At 59.9% G+C, this 23,430-nt stretch carries 20 protein-coding genes and 2 pseudogenes; 10 read left to right on the top strand and 12 right to left on the bottom strand.

Annotated features, from left to right (window positions below):
* Positions 1-7: 7 nt before the first annotated feature.
* Entirely contained in the window at positions 8-649 is a 642-nt protein-coding gene (locus M5B99_RS12755; RefSeq protein ID WP_248804338.1) for a LysE family translocator, read from the bottom strand.
* A gap of 264 nt (positions 650-913) precedes the next feature.
* Between M5B99_RS12755 and M5B99_RS12750 the strand changes: the two genes are divergently transcribed.
* Positions 914-2,320, top strand: a complete 1,407-nt coding sequence (locus tag M5B99_RS12750; RefSeq protein ID WP_248804451.1) for a sodium:solute symporter family protein — start codon at positions 914-916, stop codon at positions 2,318-2,320.
* Positions 2,321-2,375: 55 nt separating this feature from the next.
* On the opposite strand, the gene M5B99_RS12745 is transcribed toward M5B99_RS12750, so the two are convergent.
* From M5B99_RS12745 to M5B99_RS12725, 5 genes are all read right to left on the bottom strand, one after another.
* Positions 2,376-3,470: a quaternary amine ABC transporter ATP-binding protein gene (locus tag M5B99_RS12745; RefSeq protein WP_248804337.1), complete on the bottom strand. Its 1,095-nt coding sequence runs from the start codon at positions 3,468-3,470 to the stop codon at positions 2,376-2,378.
* Entirely contained in the window at positions 3,460-4,323 is an 864-nt protein-coding gene (locus tag M5B99_RS12740) for an ABC transporter permease (RefSeq protein ID WP_412548729.1), read from the bottom strand. Before M5B99_RS12740 ends, M5B99_RS12745 begins: the two co-directional genes overlap by 11 nt.
* Positions 4,324-4,477: 154 nt before the next feature.
* Positions 4,478-5,479, bottom strand: coding sequence for an ABC transporter substrate-binding protein (locus M5B99_RS12735; RefSeq protein ID WP_248804335.1), 1,002 nt, complete (start codon positions 5,477-5,479; stop codon positions 4,478-4,480).
* Positions 5,480-5,520: 41 nt separating this feature from the next.
* Entirely contained in the window at positions 5,521-6,360 is an 840-nt protein-coding gene (locus tag M5B99_RS12730; protein ID WP_248804334.1) for a pyrroline-5-carboxylate reductase family protein, read from the bottom strand.
* Between the two features lie 32 nt (positions 6,361-6,392).
* Entirely contained in the window at positions 6,393-7,052 is a 660-nt protein-coding gene (locus M5B99_RS12725; protein WP_248804333.1) for a TetR/AcrR family transcriptional regulator, read from the bottom strand.
* A 135-nt stretch (positions 7,053-7,187) separates the two neighbouring features.
* Here M5B99_RS12725 and M5B99_RS12720 point away from each other — a divergent pair, with 135 nt between their 5' ends.
* From M5B99_RS12720 to M5B99_RS12695, 6 genes are all read left to right on the top strand, one after another.
* Entirely contained in the window at positions 7,188-9,224 is a 2,037-nt protein-coding gene (locus M5B99_RS12720; RefSeq protein WP_248804332.1) for an NADH:flavin oxidoreductase, read from the top strand.
* A 25-nt stretch (positions 9,225-9,249) separates the two neighbouring features.
* Positions 9,250-9,627, top strand: coding sequence for a cupin domain-containing protein (locus M5B99_RS12715; protein WP_178130011.1), 378 nt, complete (start codon positions 9,250-9,252; stop codon positions 9,625-9,627).
* 187 nt (positions 9,628-9,814) lie between these two features.
* Positions 9,815-10,165 carry a metalloregulator ArsR/SmtB family transcription factor gene (locus M5B99_RS12710; protein WP_152741935.1) on the top strand — a complete coding sequence of 117 codons (351 nt, stop codon included), beginning with the start codon at positions 9,815-9,817 and terminating at the stop codon, positions 10,163-10,165.
* Between the two features lie 101 nt (positions 10,166-10,266).
* Complete coding sequence (locus tag M5B99_RS12705; protein WP_248804331.1) at positions 10,267-10,737, top strand: arsenate reductase ArsC; 471 nt, start codon at positions 10,267-10,269, stop codon at positions 10,735-10,737.
* Positions 10,737-11,471: an arsenical resistance protein ArsH gene (gene arsH, locus M5B99_RS12700; RefSeq protein ID WP_248804330.1), complete on the top strand. Its 735-nt coding sequence runs from the start codon at positions 10,737-10,739 to the stop codon at positions 11,469-11,471. The genes M5B99_RS12705 and arsH overlap by 1 nt, the downstream gene beginning before the upstream one ends.
* A gap of 192 nt (positions 11,472-11,663) precedes the next feature.
* Entirely contained in the window at positions 11,664-12,602 is a 939-nt protein-coding gene (locus tag M5B99_RS12695) for an AMP-binding protein (RefSeq protein WP_318654569.1), read from the top strand.
* Here the strand turns inward: M5B99_RS12695 and M5B99_RS12690 are convergent.
* Positions 12,596-13,507, bottom strand: a complete 912-nt coding sequence (locus tag M5B99_RS12690) for a LysR family transcriptional regulator (RefSeq protein WP_248804329.1) — start codon at positions 13,505-13,507, stop codon at positions 12,596-12,598. The genes M5B99_RS12695 and M5B99_RS12690 overlap by 7 nt on opposite strands.
* Before the next feature lie 86 nt (positions 13,508-13,593).
* On the opposite strand from M5B99_RS12690, the gene M5B99_RS12685 reads away from it, so the two are divergent.
* The gene (locus M5B99_RS12685) at positions 13,594-14,265 is read left to right on the top strand and encodes a class I SAM-dependent methyltransferase (protein WP_248804328.1); all 672 of its coding nucleotides are present in this window, start codon (positions 13,594-13,596) and stop codon (positions 14,263-14,265) included.
* A 14-nt stretch (positions 14,266-14,279) separates the two neighbouring features.
* Here M5B99_RS12685 and M5B99_RS12680 read toward each other — a convergent pair whose 3' ends face one another.
* Together M5B99_RS12680 and M5B99_RS12675 are read right to left on the bottom strand one after the other, a co-directional pair.
* Positions 14,280-16,781 (bottom strand): sialidase family protein, encoded by a 2,502-nt coding sequence (locus M5B99_RS12680; RefSeq protein WP_248804327.1) that lies wholly within the window; start codon positions 16,779-16,781, stop codon positions 14,280-14,282.
* 93 nt (positions 16,782-16,874) lie between these two features.
* Entirely contained in the window at positions 16,875-17,951 is a 1,077-nt protein-coding gene (locus M5B99_RS12675; RefSeq protein ID WP_248804326.1) for a nucleoside hydrolase, read from the bottom strand.
* Positions 17,952-18,505: 554 nt separating this feature from the next.
* On the opposite strand from M5B99_RS12675, the gene M5B99_RS12670 reads away from it, so the two are divergent.
* Complete coding sequence (locus tag M5B99_RS12670; protein WP_248804325.1) at positions 18,506-19,855, top strand: hypothetical protein; 1,350 nt, start codon at positions 18,506-18,508, stop codon at positions 19,853-19,855.
* Positions 19,856-19,933: 78 nt separating this feature from the next.
* Here the strand turns inward: M5B99_RS12670 and M5B99_RS12665 are convergent.
* The 3 genes and pseudogenes from M5B99_RS12665 to M5B99_RS12655 form a co-directional block, all read right to left on the bottom strand.
* Positions 19,934-20,023 (bottom strand): annotated as a pseudogene (locus M5B99_RS12665) (XRE family transcriptional regulator); the annotation flags it as partial.
* A 53-nt stretch (positions 20,024-20,076) separates the two neighbouring features.
* Entirely contained in the window at positions 20,077-21,360 is a 1,284-nt protein-coding gene (locus M5B99_RS12660) for an NAD(P)/FAD-dependent oxidoreductase (protein WP_248804324.1), read from the bottom strand.
* A 12-nt stretch (positions 21,361-21,372) separates the two neighbouring features.
* Complete coding sequence (locus tag M5B99_RS12655; RefSeq protein ID WP_248804323.1) at positions 21,373-22,749, bottom strand: glutamine synthetase family protein; 1,377 nt, start codon at positions 22,747-22,749, stop codon at positions 21,373-21,375.
* Between the two features lie 278 nt (positions 22,750-23,027).
* On the opposite strand from M5B99_RS12655, the pseudogene M5B99_RS12650 reads away from it, so the two are divergent.
* A pseudogene (locus tag M5B99_RS12650) lies at positions 23,028-23,132 on the top strand (gamma-glutamyl-gamma-aminobutyrate hydrolase family protein); the annotation flags it as partial.
* Positions 23,133-23,430 lie beyond the last annotated feature (298 nt).

The following is a 23,430-nucleotide window of genomic DNA, read 5'->3' as shown; positions in this document are numbered from 1 at the left end:
CCCTCCCCTAAACACCCTGCCGACGCATGCTCAGTACCGCCGCACCAAAGCCAATAAAGGTCGACCCCACCACCCGGTTCAACCATTTGGAAAATACGGGACGAATCAGCAGGCCTTTGGCGCGAGAGGCCAGTGCGGCATACAAACTCAAGGACGTCAGCGACAAGGCCATGAAGATCGCCGTGAGGATCAGAAATTGCGGCAGCAGCGCAGCGCTCTGATCGATGAACTGCGGGAACAGCGCGGTGAAAAACATCGTCGCCTTGGGGTTGGTGGCGGCGGTCAGGAACGCCGACTTGTACAGTTTGCTGCGCGACGGCCTGTTGCGGGTCGGATGGCCTTGAGCATCGCCTGCCAGCACCGGGCTCTTTTTCAACAACTGCTTGGCGCCCAGATAGAACAGATAACCGGCACCGGCGATCTTCACCACGTTGAACATCCATTCGGAGCTGGCCAGCAACGCCCCGAGCCCCAGCATGGCCGCCGCCGACAGGCAGAACAGGCCACTGGCATTACCGAGTGACGACCACAGGGTGGAACGCGGGCCATAGGTGATGCTGTTGTTCAAGGCCATCAACGTCGCGGGACCAGGACTGGCGATGGCAATACCCCCAACCAGGGTGAAGGCAAGAATCGAGTGAACATCCATTTTTCTGACTCGTCGGGACTTGAAGGACCGATCCTACAAGGGTCATCGGAATGTTTCATCCCCAATAGTTCAACGTCTTTTTGGCACGCACCGATACCTTTAAGGTATTCACCAATACTTACTCAATATTAGACACCGCAAACAAAAGCCAGGAAGCTAAAACGCATCACAATAATACTTAAAGAGCATCACCATGAACCCAGCCCACGAACGTGCCCCTGCTGCATTTCCCTCAACCTTCATCACGTTGATCGGGCAATGACCATGCAGTCCCACTCCTCCTGGATCGTCCTTTCCATCACCGCGTTCTACATGCTCAGCCTCGCGCTGATCAGTTTCGGTGTGCGTCGGCACTCGCGTAGCGCCAATAACTACACCACCGGCGGCGGGCACTTTCCGGCGTTTCTGATCGGCTTTTTGATGCTGTCGGAATTTATCGGCACCGCCGTCAGTATCGGTACCGCGCAAACCGGCTTCAAAACCGGTATCTCCGCCGCCTGGAACCTCTTCGCCCTGGCCCTGGGCTTTGTGTTGTTCGCCTGGCTGCTGGCGCGCAAATACAAGGATCTGGGCGACAACACCATCTCCGGCGTGCTGTCGCGCAACTACGGGCAGAACACCCGATTTGCCACCTCGATCATCACCATCTTCGCCCTGGAAATCGTCGCGGTGTCGATCTATGCCAGCGGCGGCGCGGTGCTGGCCAGTGTGCTGCAGGTTGATCGCACCCTGGCGATCATTATTGTCGGTGTGGTGTCGGTGCTGTACGTCAGCATCGGCGGTATGCGCTCGGTCATCTATACCAACTTCGTCCACGCCAGCCTCAAGTACCTCGGCGTCGGGTTGGCGCTGTGGTTCGGCTTGAAACAGGTCGGTGGCATCAGCGCCCTGCGCACTCAACTGCCGCCCAGCATGTTCGACTGGACCGCCATCGGCTGGGGTCAGATCATCGCCTGGATGATTGCCGGCATCGGCTCGATCTTCTCCACCCAATATGTGATTCAAGCAGTGAACACAGTCAGCGACGCGAGCAAGGCGCAACGGGCGTGCTTCTATTGCGCGGGCCTGATGATTCCCTTCGGTATCGGCGCGGCCTTGATCGGCATGTGCAGCGCCGCCTTGTTTCCCCAGGTGGATTCGCTGCAAGCCTTTCCCCGCCTGATCGCGAGCATGGATCAACTGACTGCGGGCCTGGTGGTTGCGGGCTTGGCCGGTTCGCTGTTCGGCACCATCTCGGCGGTGAGCATGGGTTCGGCCACCTTATTGCTGCGGGACTTCTACGAGCCCTGGTTCAACCCGGAAAAAAGCGACGTCAAATCCCTGCGTTTTGTCCGACTGGCAACCGTCGTCGTCGGCCTGTTGCCGATCGCGCTGGCCCTGACCTCCGACAAAGTGCTGATGATCGCCTTCCTCGGCAAAGCCCTGCGCGCGTCCCTGGCGGTGCTGGTGCTGATGGTGTTCTATGCGCCTAAATTCGGCACGCCGAAAGCCGCGTTCATCAGCATTATCGCCTCCCTGGTGGCGACCGTCGGGTGGTTCCTGGCCGGCAATCCGTGGGGCATCGACAATGCCTATATCGCGCTGTTCACGCCGCTGGTGATCATGAGCATCGGCCACCTGATGCCACGCGGCACCAACGGCTCGCCCGTGAAAGCCGTTGAACTGCCTTGATCCCGGCGCTCTAGTCAAACCCCGAGAGATCGAGCCGCCCTGGGCTTGATCTCTCTCAGCGCAACAGCGCCTGCGCCACGCTTCTTGACGGCGCCACCGACGACGCTTCGCTCACGGTCGAGGTGACCATGGTCGCGATGATCGACTTCAGCGCCAGTTGCCCCACGGGCTGCCCCTGGCTGTCCGTCACCACCAGCTCATCGACGCCCGCCTCAACCAGCCGCTTGACCGCCGACTCCAGTGACGTCCCCACGGGGACCGCCAGCGCGGCCTGGGCCTTGACCAACGGACGCATGATGGCCTCGACGCTGATCACCCGCCCCCGGTTCACTTCCTTGACGAAGTTGGCGATGTAATCGTCGGCGGGACTCATGACGATCTCCTGCCGGGTACCTTGTTGCACCACCTCGCCGTCACGCAGGATCGCGATGCGATCACCGATGCGCAGCGCCTCATCCAGGTCATGGGTGATGAAGACGATGGTCTTCCTGATTTCTTTCTGCAGGTCCAGCAGCACCGATTGCATGTCCATGCGGATCAGCGGATCCAGGGCCGAGAAGGCTTCATCCATCAACAGGATCGGCGCGTCGCTGGCCAGGGCCCGGGCCAGGCCGACCCGCTGCTGCATGCCGCCGGACAGCTGATTCGGGTAGTGCCGCTCGTAGCCCTTGAGGCCGACCCGCTCCAGCCAGCCCATGGCGATCTCCACTTGCCGGCCACGGGCCATGCCCTGGATCTCCAAACCATAGACGGCATTCTCGAGCACGGTGCGGTTCGGCAGCAGCGCGAACTTCTGGAACACCATGGAAATGCTGTGCCGGCGAAATTCCCGCAACGCGTGCGGGCTCATCTTCAGCACATCCACGCCACCGACCATGACTTCGCCGGCCGTGGGCTCGATCAAGCGGTTGATATGGCGGATCAAGGTCGATTTGCCCGACCCGGACAGCCCCATGATCACCTGGATGCCGCCGGAGGGCATGCTGATATTGATGTCCTTCAGGCCCAGCACATGACTGTGCCGGCTCAGCAGCTCGGCCTTGCTCATGCCCTGCTTGACCCGCTCGATACTGGCCTGCGCCTGGTAACCGAAGATCTTGTAGAGATGCTTGATTTCGATGCCGAAATCATCGCTCGGATTAGTGGCCATGAACCCGCTCCAGGTGCTTTTGCAGTCTTCTGCCGTAGGCCTGGCTGACCCGGTCGAAAATCACCGCAATGCCGACAATCGCCAGGCCGTTGAACATGCCCAGGGTGAAGTACTGGTTGGAAATGGCCTTGAGCACCGGTTGCCCGAGCCCCTCGACCCCGATCATCGAGGCGATCACCACCATGGCCAGGGCCATCATGATGGTCTGGTTGATGCCGGCCATGATCGATGGCAACGCCAGCGGCAACTGGACATTTTTCAGTTTCTGCCAACTGGACGAACCAAAGGCGTCTGCGCACTCCAGCATCTCGGCATCGACGTGGCGGATGCCAAGGTTGGTCAGGCGGATCATCGGCGGCAAGGCATAGACCACCACCGCGATCAGCCCGGCGACTTTGCCGATGCCCAGCAGCATCACCACCGGAATCAGGTAGACAAAACTCGGCAGCGTCTGCATCACATCGAGTACCGGGCTGATCAGGTTGCGCAGGCGATTGGAGCGGGCCATGGCAATCCCGGTGGGCAGGCCGATGACGATGGAGATGACGGTGCAGACGAAGATCATCGACAGGGTTTTCATGGTGTCGGTCCACATGTCCAGATAACCGATCGCCATCAGCGTGAACACGCACCCCAGGACGATGCGCCAGCTGCGACTGGCGAACCAGGCGATCAGCGCCACCAGCACGATAATGATCGGCCACGGCGTGGTGGTCATAAACCGTTCGGATTGATTGAGGAACACTTGCAACGGCTGGAAAAACGCTTCGAACGCATCGCCGTAGGTACTGGTGAAATGGCGAAAGGCCCCGTCGATGAGCTTTTTCAAGGCGCGGAGTCTTTCGTCATCCATATGTGGAAAGCTGAGCAACCACTCCATGACATTCCCCTTTCGTAGAAGACCGTAAGAACGCTGGCAGGTCATTTCAATACATGGGTGTTTTTATTGTTGTCGCCGCCAAGGGAGCCAGGCAGCCCGTCGCAACGGACGGCATGGCTCCGCGGGATTACAGCGCGGCCTTGATCTTGCTCGACGCTTCAGGGCTGACCCACTGGCTCCACAGCGCCTCGTTGTTTTTCAGGAAGTACTTGGCGCCCTCCTCGCCGGTGGCCTGGTTATCGGTCATCCAGGCGATCAGCTTGTTCACCGTGGTATTGGACCAGGCGCGTTTGTTCAGGTAGGCCATGACCGTGGGTGAACGCGCGGCGAAGGACTTGGTGGTCAAGGTATAGACCCGATCAATCGGCCAGCCGTTGGGTTTCGGATCCGGGCAGTCGGCGACCGTGTTGCAGCGCTTCCACTCCACCGGGTCGACGGCATGGCCATTGTCCAGTTTTACCATCGGGTATTTACCCAGCAAGGCGGTGGGTGCCCAGTAGAAGCCCAGCCAGGGCGCCTTGCGTTCGTAGGCCTTGGCGATGGAGCCGTCCAGCGCCGCCGCCGAACCGGTATCCACCAGCACGAAACCGGCCTTCTCGAAGCCGTAGGCCTTGTAGAACTGGCTGGTGACCACCGTCCCGCCCCAGCCTTGCGGACCGTTGTAGATCGCGCCTTTCTTGGGGTCGTCCGGGGCCGGAAACAGTTCCGGATGCTTCTTCACATCATCGAAGCTCTTGATGTCCGGATGGGCGTCGGCGATGTATTTCGGAATCCACCAGCCCTGCGAGCCGCCGTCCGACAAGGAGTTCGCCGCCTGAATCAGGTTACCGCTCTGAATGCCTGTCCTGACGACCTCGGGCACCAGGTCGATCCAGCCTTCCGGGGCGATGTCGGGGCGGCTTTTTTCGGCCATCGAGGTGATGGTCGGCACCGTATCGCCGGTGACCAGGCTGGCATTGCAGCCGTAGCCGGCATTGAGGATCAACTTGTCGACGTTGGCCATCACCTCGGCCGATTGCCAGTTCATGTTGGCGATGGTCACATCGCCGCACTCCGCTGCTGCCGCCCAGCCACTGCAGGCGACGATCCCCAGGGCAAGTCCCGTCTTCGAGAAAGACTTTATATTCATAAACGCTAACCTCGATTGCGGCCAGAGTTAGGAAGGGCCAACTACCGCGTCATCGGACCTTCTTGGGTGTCAGCAGAATGGACAAATGGACCCATGGCGCTGGCGACCGAGGCCGCCGAATCCAGACCTGCTTTTATTGTTTTATCGAAGCCTCCGGCAATCATGGCTTCAAGGCCCGCGGCGGTGACACCGCGGTAACTGATGAGTGTCTGCAAGAGTTCATCGACGCTGTAGCCAGGGCCGATCAGTTGGCTGGCGTCCACCACCACGGCGTTCACCGCACGCCGGGCAATGGCGGCCGGCAGGCCGACGCCCAGGGCATGTTCGAGCAGGCTGCGCGCCAGCAACGCCGGGTAGGCCGGCCCGGTCCCCACCAGCGCCGTCAGGTAGTTCAGATGACCTTCGCTGAAGACCTGATCGGTGCCGCCGAAGGTTTCGAACAGCCGCTGGGCGAAGGCTTTCTGCGGGTCAGTGATCGCCCGCGCGGCCAACCAGGGCGTGTAGGACTTGCCGATCTGCGCGGCGGCATTGGCCATGGCGCGAATCACCTGGCGGCTGCCGGTCAGCGCCATCACATCCGCCAGGGGCACGCCGGCCATCAAGGAAATCACCAGGCGGTTTTCAGCGAAAATCTCCAGCTCGGCAAACTGCTCGGGGCGCACGGCGAGGATGACCACCTCGCAACGCTCCACCAGGGCCTGGTTGTCACAGGTCAGCATCACCTGCGAGCGCCTGGCGCCCGCTAACGGGTGGCGGCCGCTGCGGTTCGAAAGCACCAACGCCTCGGGCGGGATAAACGCCTTGTCGAGCAGCGCCTGGGCAATCGAGCGGCCAAGCCATCCCGATCCACCGATAATGCCTATCGTGGGTGCGTCGAACATATGAACCTGCCTTCGTCAGTCAGAAGTCGCGGTCATTGCGGGTTGGGGGGTGACGCGTCATCCGTGACATACCCGTGGCGGGCATAGAAGCGTTTCAACTCGCGCTCCAGGGGTTCCTGGCCGGTAAAGATCTTCACGTACTCGGGAATCCGCCGCATGCGCTCGCCGATGTCCTCCCGGGTGTTGGTGCTGATGTAGCCGATCTGCGTCAGGTAGATCGTGCGCGCCCGCACATCGGCGGCGTCGAAGTCATAGTCGAAGCCCATGAACATGCGGATCAACGCTTCCCGTCGGGCGATGTCGGCGACCCGGATATGTTCGGCCACTTCAGCCGACTGCAAGGCCCAGCTGCGCATGGCGAACTCGAACTGTGAATCGAACAGGTCGGGGTTCAGCCAACAGTCGAAAACATTGAGCATCGCCTCGGCAATGCTCTCGGCATAACACTCGGTCTGGGCGACCAGGTTGCCGGTGTTCTTCAGCCGCCAACGTTCGATCAAGGCGCCGAGCAGCTCTTCGCGATCCTTGAAGAACCAATAGAAACTGGTGCGCGACAGCCCCAGCTTCTTGGCCAGCGGCATCACCCGGACCGTGTCGACGCCGCACTCGGTCAGGCTTTCATACGCGGCGTCGAGCCACCCTTCCAGGGACCCTCTCCAGCCGCTTTCTACTGCTTTGGATGGTTCGTTCATGGCTCGATCCTAATCGCTCACCCGACACCGCGCAAGTAAAATGTACACCTATGTCCAGCTTGTTGACACAGGTGTACATTTCGCCCTACCGTAATTTCAACCGAGGTCCCTGCCCTGTTCCGGAGAGTCTTGACGATGCTGAACGATCCGCTCCTCCAGCCCTATCAGTTGAAGCACCTGACTCTGCGCAACCGCATCATGACCACCGCGCACGAACCGGCCTACCCGGTGGACGGCATGCCCAAGGCGCTGTATCGCGCCTACCACGAGGAGCGGGCGAAGGCCGGCGTGGCCCTGACCATGACTGCGGGGTCGGCCGCGGTTTCCCGGGACAGCCCGCCGGTGTTCAACAACATCCTTGCCTACAAGGATGAGGTGGTCGGCTGGATGCGCGAGCTGACCGACGCCTGCCACGAACATGGCGCGGCGGTGATGATCCAGTTGACCCACCTGGGCCGGCGCACGCGTTGGGACAAGGGTGACTGGCTGCCCGTGGTGTCGCCGTCGTTCGAGCGCGAGGCCTCCCATCGCTCCTTTCCGAAGAAGATGGAAGACTGGGATGTGCAGCGCATCATCAAGGACTATGCCGACGCTGCCGAACGGATGAAGGCCGCCGGCCTGGACGGCATCGAGCTGCAAGCCTACGGGCATCTGATGGATCAGTTCTGGTCACCGCTGACCAACGACCTCGAGGCGCCCTACGGGGGCTCCATCGACAATCGGCTGCGCTTTACCTTCGATATCCTGCGTGCCATTCGCCAGCGCGTCGGCCAAGAATTTATCGTCGGCGTGCGCTATACCGGCGACGAGCAGATGCCCGGCGGGCTGACCCAGGCCGATGGCCTGGACATCTCCAGACGCCTGAAAGACAGCGGCATGGTGGACTTTCTCAACGTGGTGCGCGGGCATATCGACACCGACGCCGGCCTGACCGACCTGATTCCGATCCAGGGTATGCGCAACTCGCCGCACCTGGATTTCGCCGGGGAGATTCGCGCCGCCACCGACTTCCCGACCTTTCATGCGGCGAAGATCCCGGACGTGGCCACCGCCCGCCACGCCATCGCCTCGGGCAAGATCGACATGGTCGGCATGACCCGTGCGCACATGACCGATCCGCATATCGTGCGCAAGATCATCGAAGGTCGCGAAGAGGATATCCGTCCCTGCGTCGGCGCCAACTATTGCCTGGACCGGATCTACCAGGGCGGGGCCGCCTACTGCATCCACAACCCGGCCACCGGCCGCGAAACCAGCATGCCCCATGACATCCCCAAGGCACCGCGCCAGCGCAAGATCGTGATTGTCGGCGCCGGTGTCGCCGGGCTGGAGGCGGCACGGGTGGCGGCGGAGCGCGGTCATGAGGTGCTGGTGTTCGAAGCCGCCAACCAGGCCGGCGGGCAGGTTCTACTCACCGCGCAATCGGAACGGCGGCGGGAAATGATCAGCATCGTCGAGTGGCGCATGGCCCAGTGCCTGGCGCGCGGCGTGAGCTTTCGCTTCAATACCTGGGCCGAAGCCGGCAGCGTGCAGGAGGAAAATCCGGATGTGGTGATCATCGCCACCGGCGGCCTGCCCCACACCGAGATTCTCTCGGCCGGCAATGAGCTGGTGGTCTCGGCCTGGGACATTATTTCCGGGGATGTGAAGCCTGGGCGCAATGTCCTGCTGTTCGACGACGCCGGTGATCATGCCGGCCTGCAGGCCGCCGAGTTCATTGCCAAAACGGGCGCGAAAATCGAAATCATGACCCCGGACCGGACCTTCGCGCCGGAGGTCATGGCGATGAACCTGGTACCCTACATGCGCTCGCTGCAAGCGCTGGATACCACCTTCACCGTCACCTTCCGCCTGCTCGCGGTAGAGCGCGAGGGCGCCGAGTTGCTGGCAAGCATCGACAGCGACTATGGCAGTGCGCGCAAGGTCCGGCGCGTCGATCAAGTGGTGGTCAACCACGGCACCCGACCGCTGGACGAGCTGTATTTCGAGCTGAAACCGGCGTCCAGCAACGGTGGCGTGGTTGAGCAGCAGGACCTGATCGTCGGCCACCCGCAACAGCTCGTGACCAATCCGGACGGCAAATTCCAGCTGTTCCGCATCGGCGATGCGGTGGCGGCGCGCAACACCCATGCCGCGATCTACGACGCCTTGCGACTGGTCAAGGACTTGTAAGCCAACCCACTCCCAGGTGCAAAACATGCCAGACAATGAAGCCCCCTCCTGGAAAATCAGCGCCAAGAACGGCATTCAAGGCCCGGTCAGCGGCTCGCTTTATCATTCGTCTTCCACTGATGAATGGCTGCCGACAGCGGCGGAAGGCTTTTGGATCAAGCCGCTGTTCGAGGACCCCGAGCGCGGTGAAAAGACCCTGTTGATGAAGGTCGATCCCGGCGCCCAAGTTGCCAGCCATACCCATGCCGGGGAGCTGGAACAGTTGTTCGTACTGCAAGGCTCCTTCTTTGATCAGGAGCGAACACTGAATGTCGGCGACTACTGTTGCCGGGCGCCGGATGCGGCACATAGCTCGGGTTCGGTACAGGGGGCTATTTTGCTGTTGATTTATACCCGCCGGTGAATAGAAGCCGCAGACGATGACATCCCACCCAACTCCGTTGCGCTCGGGGGTTGCGCCCCCCTCCTCCAGAGCTGACACCACAACGCCCAATCCCGGCTCAACGCCGTCCGCACCGGCACTATCGACACGGCCTATAAATATGTATATTCGAATATACGAATATTCATATGTTTTGTGAGGCACCGCCATGAGCCTTTCCCCCGCCACTGTCTTCAAGTGCCTCGGTGACGAGACCCGCGCTCGGATCATGCTGATGCTCTGCGAACAGGGAGAGCTTTGCGTCTGTGAACTCATCTGGGCTCTGGACGATAGCCAGCCGAAAATTTCTCGTCATCTTGCCCAGCTACGCACCTGCGGACTGCTGGAAGATCGCCGCCAAGGGCAATGGATCTATTACCGCCTGCACCCGCAGTTGCCGGAGTGGGTCGCGGACATTCTCCAGGTGACCCTCAAGGCCAATCGAGCCTGGGTCGACCGGAGCACCGACCGCCTTACCTCCATGGCAGACCGCCCTGTTCGCCAGGCCGCTTGCTGCTGAGCCCGCGCCCGAGACAATCAAAGGTTGGCCGCCCTCTCACACTTCCCATCCCGCTCATACCTCAGGCCCTGCGGTTGAGCATCCAAGCCCAGGAGCAAATGATGAAAGTTCTGTTCATGTGTACCGCCAATAGCTGCCGTAGCGTGCTCAGCGAAGGCCTGTTCAACCTGATGGCGCCTGAAGGGATGACGGCCGTCAGTTCCGGAAGCTTCCCCAGCGGGCGCTTGAACCCTCGCGCGGTAAGCACCTTGCAAGGGCTTGGCGTGGACACTTCGGGACTCTATAGCAAGGGCTCGGAAAGCTTTGCCGACACGCCACCGGACTTGGTGATCACCGTGTGCGATAAGGCTGGCGGCGAGCCCTGCCCGGTGTACTTCGGCCCCGCCATCAAGAGCCACTGGGGCTTGGCTGATCCGTCTGACGTCAGCGGCACGGATGAAGAGGTCCAGGCCGCCTTCGACGCAACGGTTGCGCACATCCGCCAGCGATTCGCCGTCTTTTTCTCTCTCGATTTCAAAGCGCTCAACCCTATGGAGTTGAAGCAGGCGCTGGACCGGATTGGTGAGCTCTGATGAACGACTTTACCCAGCCCCCCCCCAGCGACGTGTCGAACCTGGACCTGTCACTGTTCGATGTACCGACCGATGAGAAGCTCGCCCAGTACCGCCCGCCCGCGCACAAGCCACGCATTCTCTTGCTGTATGGATCGACTCGCGAACGCTCCTTCAGTCGGTTGCTGACGGAGGAAGCGGCACGCCTCCTGACGCTCATGGGCGCCGAAACGATCATCTTCGATCCGTCCGGCCTGCCCCTGCCCGATGACGCACCCGCCGACCACCCCAAGGTGCGGGAACTGCGCGAGCGGGTGATGTGGTCGGAAGGCCAGGTCTGGTGTTCGCCTGAACGCCATGGCTCGATGTCCGCCGTGTTCAAGGCGCAGATCGACTGGATTCCCCTGGCGCTGGGAGCGCTGCGGCCCTCGCAAGGCAAGACCTTGGCGGTGATGCAGGTGTGCGGCGGCTCGCAGTCGTTCAACACGGTCAATCAGCTTCGCGTGCTGGGCCGCTGGATGCGCATGGTCACGATTCCCAACCAGTCCTCCGTGCCCAAGGCGTTCCTGGAGTTCGATGAGGCCGGGCGCATGAAGCCGTCGTCCTACTACGACCGCGTTGTCGACGTGATGGAGGAACTGATGAAGTTCACGCTTCTGTTGCGCGGCCGGGAGGAATACCTGGTGGACCGCTACTCCGAGCGCAAGGAAAGCGCCGAAGCACTCTCCGCGCGCGTCAACCAGCGCTCCATCTAGGACCGTGACGAGCATAGGAAATGGGCGCCATTTCAAACAACGCTTGAGATGCCTGAAATTATTCCTCATGGACGCAAATCCCGCCCCTGATGGACTATCCCGCTCCATGCGGCGCAGGCTGGCGATGCAGAGCCGTTGGCCCTATCAGGCTGCCCCGTGTGCGCATGTCCCTCAGCCACGCAGGAGCCGAGCATGAATATCGCCAACTGGCTGGACGAAGCCGGCCTTCGCCACCCCAAGCGCGCGGCCTTGTTCGAGGGACGGCGGCAAGTCGCCAACTACGGCGCCTTTGTTGCCCTGGTCCAGCACCGAGCCGCGTATCTGATCGACGAGCACGGCATTACCCCCGGCGACCGGGTCGCCCTGTTCATGAAAAACTGTTGCGAATACCTCGAACTGCTCTACGCCATCTGGTGGGCCGGCGCCGTCGCGGTGCCGATCAACTGCAAGCTGCACCCCGTCGAGGCCGGCTGGATCGTGCGCAATGCCAAGGCCAGGCTGATCTTCACCGATGGCGGCCAGGTATTCGCGCCCGGCGCCCTGCCCCAGCTGTGTCGCGAGTTGGATCGAGAGGACATGGGAGCACTGGCCGCGAGCACTTCGCCGCCGCAAAGGCCTTGTCCGCGTCAGGCCACTGACCTGGCCTGGCTGTTCTACACCTGCGGTCCCAGTGATCACTTCAAGGGCGTGATGCTGAGCCACGGCAACCTGATGTCGATGTCGCAGGGCTGCTCGCCCGAGGTCGCTCCGATCGATGCCGATGAGGCCGTGGTATATGCCGCGCCGATGTCGCACTGCGCCGGACTTTACAGCCTGATCCATGTGCGCCGCGCCGCTCGCCATGTCGTCCCGGAGTCTCGCGACTTCAAGGCCGACGAACTGTTCGAGCTGGCGAGGGGGTTCGGCCAGATCACCTTGTTCGTGGCCCCCGCCATGTTCACGGGCCTGGTCGAGCAGGGCCGCCACCAAGGCTACGACGGAGAGGGAATCAGGACCATCATCTATGGGGACGCGCCCATCTACCCGACAGAGCTGCGCAATGTACTGCTCAAGAACAGCTACGGCGAGCTCCTCAAGATGGAGCTGCCCCAGTGGTTGAAGGTCAGCGCCAATGACACCTGTGCTCACTGAGGGGCATCTTCGATACTGCGCCTGGAAAGGCTGCGTACCGGCTGCTCGGCGCGTTCATGCAGCCGCAGGTCGACCACCGCGCTTAATGCCTGGTCCGACAACTCGGGGTTATTGACCGCCAGCCGCACTTCGAGGTGATCCTCGAAACCGGGAAAAATGCTCAAGCCGTTACGCTCCGCCGCCTCGCGGGACACCATGCCGAGGCCGTCCATCTGCGTGATCAGCGAAAGGGTCAGGGTTTCGCTGCAGGAGTAAATCACCCGCTGACCGCCCCCATGGCTTCCAAGGCCCGCGTCGAGAAAGCGCAAGAAACTATGGGAATACGGACAATCATCCGCCGGACGCACCAGAAACCTATCGCCCAGCAACACCAACGGATCGCTCTCATGGCCGCAGTGAGCGCCCACCACCTGAATCTGTACATTCGGCAGCACAATACTCGGCACTCCGGGCCTTGGCGGGCCGATCAGCACGGCCAGGTCGAAGTCTTCATTCTTGAGCTTGCTGAGGTTTTCCATCGATTCGGCGTAGCTGAATTCCAGCTGATGTTCGGGAAACACCTCAATCAGGCGCCCAATCATTCTGCGATTGAAGTCCTCCGACAGCGTGGTATTCAACGCCACCTTCAGCGTGCGTTGTCCGGGCACCTTCAGCGCGCTGACCTTTTCTTCCAGCTGCCGCGTGGCGAGCAACACCCCGTCCATGTAGGGCAGGAGCTCCGCGCCCTGTGAAGTCAGGGTCAGGCCCTTGTTGGAACGTCGAAACAGGCGAAAACCAAACTGCTCCTCGACCTTGTTCAACTGCGCGGCCAATGCCTGCACCGTCAAACTGGACTGCTCCGCGGCCGCCGACAACGAGCCGGTCTGCACAATGCGCATCAGGTTGTGCAAGGTTCTACTATCCATGGGCTGATGCCCTCTAAGCTAGGCTGGCGATTGCTGTGTACCTTACGATCTATCCTTCCATCCAACCAGCCACTGCGGAGATCAAAATGCCCTCCCCCGAAGCCACCCTCCTGCAAAGCTGGCACCACAACGCCCAATCCTGGATCGAAGCGGTCCGCGGCGGCGCCATCGAAAGCCGTCGCCAGGTCACTGACCAGGCCATCCTGCTGGCGGTACTGGGCCGCCAGCCCGAGCGTGTGCTGGACCTGGGTTGTGGCGAGGGCTGGCTGTTGCGAGCGCTGGAGAAACGCGGCATCAACGCGGTCGGTGTGGACGGCGATGCAACGCTGGTTGAGGCAGCGCGGGCAGCAGGCTCGTCGCGGGTGCAGGTGGCGAGCTATGAAGCCTTGGTAGAGGCGACGGTGGATATCGGCCGCGACTACAACCTGATCTGCGCCAACTTCGCCCTGCTGCACCAGGACATCATCCCCCTGCTCGCCGCCATGAACACCCTGCTCGCCCCTGGCGGCGCGCTGCTGATCCAGACGCTGCATCCGTGGACCGCAGCGGCGGGCGACTACCAGGATGGTTGGCGAAAAGAGACCTTCGACGGGTTCAAGGGGCAGTGGCAGCCCATGCCCTGGTATTTCCGCACCTTGTCCAGTTGGCTCAATGCACTGGACATGGCCGGCTTTCGGCTGGCGGGCCTGCAGGAGCCGCAGCACCCGCAGAGTGCTGCGCCTCAGTCATTGCTGTTGGTGGCCGAGAAGCAGGAGTGAGCCACACCGGCTTCCTACTTGCCCGTCTCCTCAACCGCGCCTTTGTTCTGAAAACCGAAAGAGTATTTCAGAGCCCGTGCATGCTGGGTGCGAGTATCCGGCAAACCTATGGTCTCCGGATTCGCAAAGCCGGTGGGGCTGGAGGGGTCCATGAAGTTAGCGCGATTGATCGCATCAAACAGAAAACTGAAACCTTGTTTCAGTGTGCTCTGGGCGATGCCATGACAACCCATGCAGCCGCCCATGGTCTGGCTTCCAGTGCTGTGATCAAAATCCGGCACCTTGATGTTCTTCACCGTGCGCATATTGGTCAGGGTGTTGTCCTCCGGAACGGGGAATACGTTGCTTCCGCGAAAGAGTTGAATCCCCGGCTGGCTGCTTTCGACCATGATATTGGCCAGGTAATAATCCGGGTCGGTTTCAGTGCTCGACGGGATGGCCTGCACCCCTTTAAGCCGGTAGTGCTTCCAGACCGAATTGTTGAACGCGCTGCTGCCGTCCATAAGCTGCTTGACCTGGTTGTTGACCGCCGCGACTTCGGAATAGATGGTTTGCGGTTGCACGACACGAATCGGCCCGGCCTGCCCCTTGGGGATCCCGTTGCTGCCGGAGTAGATGGGCGGAGTATGGGTCGAGTCAACAACATCGCCCCTGGGCAGGGTCACCGTATGGGTGGTGTTGCCGTCAGAGAAGGTAGCAACCGGCGGTGAACCGTTATCCGGCGAGTAGGCAACCTTGTCGTAGTTGGCGATATAGTAAAGCCCGGTCGGCGACTTGTCGGGCAAGGTCATCGCATCCTCATGCTCGAACGTGGCGAATATGAAGGTCGGGTAGTTGGCCGTCTTATGGATGATATGCAAGGCGACCAGGGCATAGTCTTCGTTGTACGCCACCGGTGCCTTATCGGTGCCGTGATAGGTCACCACCGTCGCCGTATGGTAGCGCGCACGCTGCGCCACCGGAATATCCGCCAGCTTGCGCCATGCCGCCTTGACCTCCACCGCGCCGTCGGGCAGGACGATATGATCCGGGTACATGCTCAGGCCTTGCGCATACGTGTAAATGACGGGATTGGCCTTGGCCTCGAACAGGATCTGGCTGTCGTTCGAAGGGGCATAGTGACTCCCGTTCATTGCTGGTCGTGGCGGGTTGACCGGGAAAAATATCGCGTTTTGCCCTATTTGAGTCGCCTCATCCAGATTGTTGTAATGAGCAAAACTCGCGCCAGGGGCTAAAGGCACACCGTTGGGGAAAGCGACATAGCTGTATTGGGGGCTGGAAGCGAACGGCCGCGTAGGGCCGCCTACGCCTTTTTTTTCCCCTCCTGGAGGAAACAACTCGGTGCGGTGGGCGAAGGTTTGCCACAACAAAGGACTGGGAGATTGTGGCAACTTGCCCGAATCGGCAAAGCTGCTGGAGGGATTGCCAATGCCGCGGTTAGCCGGCAACGGTGTGTTGGCGGCATTGTTCAGTGCGATAAAGCTGCGCCAGGCGAAAGTTGCATAATCGGTATGGCTAAGGCCCGTGGCCAGATCCGCGGGCAGTTGCGGATTGTTCATGGTCAAATCGTTTGCAGTGATGGCATAGGAAACGCCCAATCCCGATGGATAGGCCGAATTCCCAGGGAAGCGTTTGGAGAAATACGCATTCCAGTGCAGCCCGTCGTTTGAATAAAACGTACTGGAACTGCTGCTGATAAACACGCGCTCGCCGATCATCGTTGCACTGTTCAGGAAGCCCCTGGGCCCCTGGCCGTTTATCCCCGTCAGCGCTTGCTTCGCGCCCCACTGGCCGGCCCGGTCGTAAGTGCGGGCGAACATGGCGCCGTTCTCAAAAGCGTAATAAGCCCACAATTGACCGTTATAGACGACGGGCACCATCGTTAGAATTTTGTCGGCGCTTTCCTGGAAGGCCAGATTTTCCCGGCTCCACGCAACACCGTCATTCGAGGTGACATAATAAACAGCGTTACCTGAGTTTTCGCTATACAAGACAAAGAGCTGTCCGTTATACACAATCGGTTTGTTATTGATGGCCGTATGGAGCGTACTGATAGGCTTGGCCGTGGACCAGCCGGTGCCGTTTTCGGAGCTGACGGTCTTCAAGCGGCCCTGGGGATCGGTAAAGGTCAGTACCAATTTTTGATTGAACACGCTCACCGAGACATTACTAAAAATACTATCCACACTGATAGTTTGTGTGGCAGACCAGTTTTTCCCTTCCGCCGAAGTGGCATAATTTATATGCTTTTGGTCATTGTTGTTGGCCCAGAACATATAAACCTTACCCTTGAACGACTGCACCGAGGGTATATAAAACGCTTGCGGCCTGAAGGGCACCGTGCTCGTCGAAGAAGGCGTGCCACTTGAAGCCTCTGGATGATCAAAGACATCGACCGTGATCCCCACACCTTGTTGCGGTGTGGCGATGATCACACTCTCCGCATAAACCGACGAGACCGACAGCACGCCACCCAGGCACAGCAACAGTCGACCCAACATTGCTTTGACGTTCATATATTCGCTCCTTTGAATAGCGGCTACTACAGGGCGCGGGGGCGCCCTGATCGGCGTAGCTGTTCCCTGGCTGCCGGCCCTTGCCTTGCAACTCTACTTAGCGGCCACGACCTCTGCTGCTTTGGCCATGTTTTCGGCGGTGGCTTCGGCCGAGTTGCCTGCGATGGTGTACAGATAAAGTGTGGTGACGAACCCGGGGGCGGCCGACAGGGCCACATCGACTGGGGCACCCGCGTTATCCGGCACCAACTTCCCGGTCATATCCTGCTCTTCGTTCAGCTCCTGCTCCACCCGCAGGTGATAGCGGGTAAATTGAAGAAACTGAGGGTCGGTGATGGCGACGGCCGCCAGGGGATCCCAAAAATACAGATATTTGCCGATACCGGGCGCGATGGTCGAGCTTTGCAGCACGTGGGTGAGGAACTGAGCAACCGGGTTTGAAATACGGGAGAGTTGGCTCACGAAAGGCTGGGTAATGGGGATAAAGTTACTGGCGTTCAGCGCAACCAACTGCACCGGGATACCGCCATCAAAGGCATATTGGGCACCCAGCGGATCCAGGAAGATATTCCATTCGGCCACTTCATTGGTGTAATAAGGCGCGTCGCCCAAAGCGTCAATAATATTACCGCCCGCACCCGGCTGGACGTATTCCGGCAACAAATTCCCCCCCATCATCACGATGCGGTCTACTTTGCTGAGCAACAAGCGTTGCAACGCACTGTCGGTTTTAGCGCGCTGGAACAAATGCCCCCAGGTCGTACCACCGCCGATCATTAACACGGTAAATTTATGATCGGCCTTTTCCAAGGTTTCCCTTAAGAAAGCGAGCGCATCAGCTCGCGTGGGAGTGGGGTTTTTCCTTGGAAACAGAGCGTCGTAATGGTGATCCGCTGCCTGGCGTGTTTCAAAGGGAAAGGTATTGCTGTACACCATGGGGCGCTGAAGACCCGCCGCAACGGGAATGCGCTCTATCTCAGGGTCATTAAACAAAGTGAGGAAATTGCTGACGTTTTCAACGCCGTGACTCAAGTGAACAGCGCCCACCCCCGTCACGGTAATACCTTCGACTTTTATCCCATGATGCTTGAGCAAATACGACATGGCCATGTAATCGTCGAAATCGACATCGGTATCGATGAGTACATGCGTAAGCGGTTGAACAGACATAAGGTTAGCCTCCTGGCTAATGAAAAGTTTACATCCGATGTCAGGTATTAAGCTTTTGTAGGCACAGGTCTAACAGTAGCGATTTGCAGCGTAGGCGGCCATTTGATATCTGTCTAGTGACCTGAGCCGTTAATCCAGCGGTCCATTGATCACACTATAGGATGTGCCCAACGCGATAGATTCGGCACATGCATGCCCCCCCCCGATGTCCCTCTAGCGGCCATCTAAAAGGATGGCACTTTCCTGAAAATGGCCTACACCTGATAGCAAGGAAGAACGGCCAGCGATCGACAGGAGTCGATAGTCAGAATCCCCCGCCCTCCCTGCGCACACTCTGTTTCCTCTCTGTTGATCATTCCTGGCAATTCGTTGGGGATTGAACTCAGTCGTCCGGCACCGCCGAGGAGGTAGACCATCCATACCCCGTTTCACCCGTGAAGCCCGTCTCGGCGATCAAACCGAGGCCTTGACCAAAAATAAATGAAGGAAGCCCCCGCATCGACGGGCACAAGCCCAAACGATGCCAGGCGTTTTCGCTATCAAGGAGATGATTGATGACCCAACCCCTAGGAAAGCTCACAGCATTCGCGGTGGCGGCCGCGTTGTTCAGCGTCGCCGCCCAGGCCGGCACCTACCCTGACTATGGCTACGCGCCACCCGACACCTATACCGGCGCCAAATTCGTGCTCAGCCAGAGTTATCCCACCACACCGCCCAAAGGCCCGCTGCCGGAGTTCTTCAAGAAGCTGCCGGCCAAGCAGGACAATAATTTTGAAACCTGGCGTGGCTATATGGACGCCGTGAAAAACTATTGCCTGGAAGGTAACGTCGACGTCAATTGGGACGTTCAGAAAAACAAGGTTCGCCAGTGGTATCACATGCCGTGGCAGCACTATGGCCCGCTGGGGCGTGAGGGTATCCATGGCTTGACCAAGGAAGCGCAGATTCAGGTCAAGCAACTGGCGCCTACACAAACCGCCACCGGCCAGACTTACGCCGTGGGCATCTACAACGACATCGGTGCCTACACCATCGGCCAGGTCTGGAAAGACCCACAAAACCCCGATCCGAGCTACACCTCGCAGCCCAACAGCTTCCCCAACGGTACGGTCGTGTGCAAGGCCCTGTTTGCCGACATCGACCGCAACAGCGTGCCGTTTCTGGTCAACCCGGTGTTGTGGCAGGGCTATATCACCGACACCTTCACCTCCGCCAATCGCCAGGTAAAGGATGTTGCCCTGATCCAGATGGACATCGCCGTACGTGATACCCGCATGAAGGAGACCGGCTGGATCTTCGGCACCTTCCAGTACAACGGTGCCAAAACCGGCAAGGCCGGTTGGGACAACCTGGTACCGGTGGGGATCATATGGGGCAACGATCCGAAAGAAACCGGCAATGACTTCACCAACCCGACACCGACCGTCACCAAGATCAACCCGGCGCTGAAACAGACCGCCATCAACGCCAACACCCAGGAGCTACCACCGACCCACCTGGGTTGGAACGGTCGCCTCAACGGCCCCGTGGACAATCCCAACAGCTCCTGCCAGAGCTGCCACATGACGGCCGAATCGCCGCAAGTGGCGATCATGAATCCACTGTTCCAGAAAAATCCGCCGCCGGTGGGCTCGCCTAAATGGATGAAGTGGTTCCAGAACATCCCGGCCGGCCATCCGTTCACCCCGGGCACCCAGAGCACGGATTTCAGCCTGCAGATGGCGGGCGGACTGGTGAACTTCTATCAGTGGAAGTGTGACATGGGCGGGATCTACGAAAACGGCATCAACGCTTGTGCGAAAGTTGCTGGCTTGAAGTTGAAGATGATGAAGTCTGGCAATGAGGCGCCGCAGCCAATGCAGCGGGTGATCCGCGATCCAAGCCTGGAGCAACTGCTCGAGTAACAGGCGACAACCTCCGGGCAGCGATTGCCCGGAGGTTGACTCGTCCCATCGGCAACAGCCATCAAGACGGCTTTCACCTCAGAAGTTGGCGGGCGTATTCGCGCTGATGATCGGCGTCTCATCGGCGCCGATATTGCGAAACCGGTGCGCCAGCGTCGTCGGAAAGTGATGGTGGCATTGGCCGACGGCCCCTTTTCCAGGGACCGCCGGTCGGTTTGAAGCTAGACCCCGAAACGGTCACGCAGGGCGTAATACGCGGCGCCCATGGCCGTCAGCGGCGCCTGGAAGGTACGGCCACCGATCATCGGCATATGGGGCAAGGAGGCGAACGCGTCGAAGCGTTCGGCGTCGCCGCGGATCACTTCCGAGATCAGCTTGCCGGCCAGGTGCGAGCAGGTGACGCCGTGGCCGCTGTAGCCTTGCATGTAGTAGGCGTTTTTCTCGATGCGACCGAATTGCGGCATGCGTGACATGGTCAGCAGGAAATTGCCGGTCCAGCGGTAATCGATTTTCACGTCCTTCAATTGCGGGAAGGTCTTGAGGATTTTCGGCCTGATCAGTTGCTCGATGTCGTCCGGTTCACGGGCGCCATAGACCACGCCGCCACCGTAGAGCAGGCGGTTGTCAGCGGTCAGGCGGTAGTAGTCGAGCAGGTAGTTGCAGTCTTCGACGCAGTGATTGTGGCTGATCAGGCTGCGCGCGGCTTTTTCCGAGAGTGGCTCGGTCACGACGATTTGCGAACCGCAGGGCATGCTTTTGCGGGTCACGCGGCTGTCGAGATCCTGGGGCAGGTAGGCGTTGCCGGCGATCAGCAGGTACTTGGCGCGAACCACGCCTTTGGCGGTGCGCACGCTGATCGGCTCGCCGTAAGTGATGTCCACGGCGGCCGATTGCTCGAAGATCTTGCCGCCCAGGCCGATAAGGGCCGAGGCTTCACCCAGGGCCAGATTCAGCGGGTGGATGTGACCGCCCTGCATGTCCAGCAGGCCGCCGACGTAGTTGTCGCAAGCCACTTCACGCTTGATGTCAGCCGCGTCGAGCATTTGCAGGTTCTTGTTGCCATAACGCTCCCAGCTGCTTTTCTGCTCGGCCAGGCCTCTGAGCTGTTTCTTGTTCAGCGCGGCAAAGATGCCACCCGGACGGTAATCACACTGGATATCGTAGTGCTGTATGCGCTGGCGAATGATGTCGGCGCCTTCAAACATCATGCTGCCCAGTACCTCGGCGGTTTTCTCGCCGTAGCGCGCCTCGATGACATCCACGTCACGGCTGTAGGAGTTGACCAGTTGACCGCCGTTGCGACCGCTGGCACCGAAACCGACCTTGGCCGCTTCGAGCACGGTCACGCTGTAGCCCGCCTCGGCCAGGAACAGGGCCGAGGACAGGCCGGTGTAGCCGGCACCGATCACACAGACATCGCACTCCACCAATTGCTCAAGAACCGGGAAGTCGCCTGTGTGATTGCGGGTCGCGGCGTAATAGCTGTTTACATGGGTTTGTTTCATAAAATTCCCCGATCAAACCGTGTGCAAGTACCAGTTGTACTCAAGGTCCGAGATAGAGTTCTCGAACTCGGCGAGCTCGCTTTCCTTGCACGCCACGAATACGTCGATGTACAGCGGGTCGATGTACCTGGCCATGACTTCGCTGTCGTCCAGCTCGCGCAATGCATCGCGCAGGTTGTTCGGCAGGCTCTGTTCGTTCTGCTCGTAGCTGTTGCCTTCCACCGGTGGGCCCGGTTCGATTTCGTTGGTCAGGCCGTGGTGAATACCGGCCAGGACGCCAGCCATCAACAGGTACGGGTTGGCATCGGCACCGGCCACCCGGTGTTCGATACGCACGGAATCGGCGGAACCGGTCGGCACGCGCACCGCCACGGTACGGTTGTCGATGCCCCAGCTCGGCGAGTTCGGCACATAGAACTGCGCACCGAAACGACGGTATGAGTTGACGTTCGGGCAAAGGAAGGCCATCTGCGCCGGCAGGGTCTCGAGCACACCGCCGATCGCATGACGCAGTGCGGCGTTCTGCTCGGGATCCTCGCTGGCAAAGATGTTGTTGCCCTGCTTGTCGAGAATCGAGATGTGCACATGCAGGCCATTGCCCGCCTGGCCCGGATACGGCTTGGCCATGAAGGTGGTGTCCATCTCATGGTCATAGGCGATGTTCTTCACCAGGCGCTTGAGCAGCACCGCGTAATCGCAGGCCTTGATCGGGTCGGCAACGTGATGCAGGTTGACTTCGAACTGCGCGGGGGCGCTTTCCTTGACGATCGCGTCAGCCGGGATGCCCTGCTCTTTCGCGCCCTCGAGGATGTCCTGCAGGCAGTCGACATATTCGTCGAGGTCGTCGATCAGGTAGACCTGGGTCGACATCGGACGCTTGCCGGACACTGGCGAGCGTGGCGACTGTGGACGACCGTTCACGTTGTCCTGGTCGATCAGATAGAACTCGAGTTCAAAGGCCGCGCAAATGGTCAGGCCCATGTCATCGAACTTGCTCACCACCTGACGCAACACTTCCCGCGGGTCGGCGAAGAACGGCAGGCCTTCGAGCTCGTGCATGGTCATCAGCAGTTGCGCGGTCGGGCGCTTCTGCCAGGGCTCGATGCACAGGGTATCGGGGATCGGGTAGCAGATCCGGTCCGAGTCGCCGATGTCCAGGCCCAGGCCAGTGCTTTCCACCGTCGAACCGTTGATGTCCAGGGCAAACAGTGATGCCGGGAGATTGATGCCTTTTTCGTAGACCTTGTGGAGACTGGTGCGCTCGATGCGCTTGCCGCGCACCACACCGTTCATATCCGCAATCAGAAGGTCGACGTACAAAACCTCAGGATATTTCTTAAGGAATGCGTTCGCTTCGTTGAGCTGAACGGTACGCAGGGGGACCGACATGAGGCACCTATTGTGTTAATTATTATGTTCACTGCTCTTTCACGAAGCCAGTCAATCCGAAAGGCAAAGTGAAGTCAATAGCGAACATTTTTCCCCGCGCCGTTATTTTTCAGGCCGTTATTCAGCACGATAGCGGCGGATCAGCCCTGGCTCGCGGGTAAATCAGCAACACCCGACGCTCGACGTTTAGAATTTTTTACACGAGAGTTGTTAAATAAAATCAACAAGGCTAAGCTCAGGAAAAGCTCGTTCAAGTGTGAAACTGCGAGGTGATAAAAATGGCATTCAAGCCATTGATCGGCGTTCCTGCGTGCGTCAACCCGATTGACCCGCCCCCCTGCCACGTCAGCGGCGACAGGTGCTTGCGTGCCCTCGGCGCCGCGGTACATCGCGATACGCGCTGACTGACGACTTCAATCTCCATTCAACGATTCAACTGCCCCCGTGACGCAGACGGGCGTGTCTTTGCGCGCCCGTCCCTCACGACAACAACAAACCGCGATAACAACAAGCACGACCCGGCAGCCAGGACGGCGGCGCCGAATCAGCCCGCTCGCCGCGGGCTTGCAATCAACTATTAAGTCAGGCCGTGTTGGCCTGGCGACTGAAACCTGTTGGGAGTTTCACATGGCAAACGCCTCCAGCACCTATAGGAAGGCTCTTGAAGGTCACCAGACACCG

Source organism: Pseudomonas sp. MWU13-2100 (assembly GCF_023242365.1).
Classification (GTDB): domain Bacteria; phylum Pseudomonadota; class Gammaproteobacteria; order Pseudomonadales; family Pseudomonadaceae; genus Aquipseudomonas.
This window is presented reverse-complemented; position numbering and strand designations above follow the sequence as displayed.